The organism is Pseudomonas sp. PIC25 (assembly GCF_002286785.1).
Classification (GTDB): Bacteria; Pseudomonadota; Gammaproteobacteria; order Pseudomonadales; family Pseudomonadaceae; genus Pseudomonas_M.
Map to the genome: position 1 here is coordinate 1 of NZ_MUJY01000074.1, position 2,077 is coordinate 2,077.

The window sequence follows — 2,077 nt, forward strand, 5'->3', positions numbered from 1 at the left end:
CCAGGGCCAATACTTCGACGCCGAAACCGGCCTGCACTACAACCGCCACCGCTACTACAATCCCAACACCGGCTGCTTCCTCACCCCCGACCCGATCAAGCTCGCGGGTGGGTTGAACAACTACCAGTACGTGAACAACCCCACGGGGTGGGTTGATCCGTTGGGGTTGGCTGGGGTGAAGGGGGATTGTCCCGGGACTCAAAAGTGGAAAAGGCAGGATAAATATTTTGACTCAAGGAGTGAGGCTTTCAGGGAAGCTAAAAGGGACGCAAGAGTTCCAGTAAATGCTGAACCAATAAAAGTAGGTAGGGTTCCCCTTGAAGAAAACGGTCGGCCAGTTCTCGATAAGAGCAATAATCCAATAATGACCAGAGAGTATCATTATAAAAATATTGACGGTGAGCGAGTTGTTATACAAGAGCACTCCTATGGACACTCTGAGTTCCCTGCTGATCACTCATCCAGCAAGCCACACTTTAATGTAAGAGAATATGATCCGATCTCTGGAGACGCGGTACGCAACAAAACATTTCACTTACAAAGTGTCGCCGGCCACTATGTATTTTAATGAGCATTAAATAATGAACTGGTTAGATGCTATAGAAAACAAAAAAACCTGGAATTCCATTTTTGGAGAATCTCTGCCAACAGAAACAAGGATAAATATTGTTCTATTACGCGGAGATTCGGTCTCAATTAGAGCCTTTGGCCCGCTGGAAGGAATGACTTATCCTGAAAAATGGGACAAGAAGGGATTTAATGCATTTGAATTTGAAGTTCTCTTGCATGGAGTGGATATGATTTCTTCTGAAAACAACCATCTATTTGGAAAATTTTCAATTCTAATTAATATACCAGAAATAATTATAGAGACAGAGACAGGTTGCCTATTTAGGTGTCACGCAAAAGGGGCATCTATACTGAACATTGATGGTTTTTATGACGAGCAAGTTTAATTAAGCCCGCCTGGCTCGATAAATCTGAATCCAGAGACTATGAGAGCTCTGCCCTCTGATGGCCAAGTTATAATAACAGGCAACACCAAAGCAAATAAATATGTAAAGGGTGCTTTAAGAAGACTTGACGAACTCTGAAGGCTATAAACGAGTGGGCGGATCTGAAATAGCTTCCAAGGATTTGGAAGAAATAGTTATCCGCAGAAGGGAATAAAAATGGTTATTATTCTAGACCTTACAAACCAGCTAAGCAGTGCTGTGGACTATGATAATGGCGGAGGTCTAACAACCTTTATCGACATCGCCTTAACAAAAGAGCTAATTAATAAATTCGAGTTTCGGCTTTTTAATTTCATCCTCAATCTTGACGAAAATTTAATAAAAAAGATTGAAGAGCAAGCCAACAGTTTAGGCAAGCTAACTGAAGAAGGATTCCTTATTATCAAAGATGCATTTATCAGAATCGAAGAGGTAAAAGGATGCGATGCGCAACTCAGATTTCGCTCCGAAAGTGGAGATATAATTTCTTTTAATAAGACTTGGAATTACACACTAACAAAAGGCGATAATATTCATGACACAGGCGGGCGCTTAGCCATATTTCCCCAACTCATGCTTAATCTTGAAATAGTTTCCAACGGAAAGATAACCCTCCAAATGGAGCCAACGCAGTGCGAGTACATTTATACCTATAAGGACTTGGTAGAAAGATCTAAAGAACTTAATCAAGAAAATCCTACAAAAGGAGCCAATCCAGGGAAATTGTTCGATCTCGATTTTAAAACGAAATACTTGGCGACTGATATTGATGGGCGCGTTACTGTAAAAGATTAAATTATTCGCAAGAATAAACGCAATCTTTGATTCGCTTTATATGTGAACACAAAACACTCTCAATGAACTGCTCATGCAGGGCGACCGCCTCATCGCCGAAAGCGCGCCGGGCCATTACCGCAGCTACGCCTACGAACCCGGCACCTTCCGCCCCCTGGCCCTGCTCCAGGGCGAAGGCCCGCAAGCCGAACCCTGCTACTACCAGCTCGACCACCTCGGCACCCCGCAGGAACTCACCAGCCCTGGCGGCGCCATCCTCTGGTCCGTCAAATACCGCGCCTACGGCA

At 43.9% G+C, this 2,077-nt stretch carries 3 protein-coding genes and 1 pseudogene; all 4 read left to right on the forward strand.

All coding sequences use genetic code 11. From position 1 onward, the window contains the following. A partial coding sequence (locus BZL41_RS09245) for an RHS repeat-associated core domain-containing protein (RefSeq protein WP_256578109.1) occupies window positions 1–568 on the forward strand: 568 nt, incomplete at its 5' end. Between the two features lie 13 nt (window positions 569–581). Then, the gene (locus tag BZL41_RS27910; protein ID WP_143518052.1) at window positions 582–956 is read left to right on the forward strand and encodes a hypothetical protein; all 375 of its coding nucleotides are present in this window, start codon (window positions 582–584) and stop codon (window positions 954–956) included. A gap of 216 nt (window positions 957–1,172) precedes the next feature. Further along, window positions 1,173–1,790 (forward strand): hypothetical protein, encoded by a 618-nt coding sequence (locus tag BZL41_RS09250; RefSeq protein ID WP_095599025.1) that lies wholly within the window; start codon window positions 1,173–1,175, stop codon window positions 1,788–1,790. Between the two features lie 64 nt (window positions 1,791–1,854). After that, a pseudogene (locus BZL41_RS09255) lies at window positions 1,855–2,077 on the forward strand (RHS domain-containing protein); the annotation flags it as partial.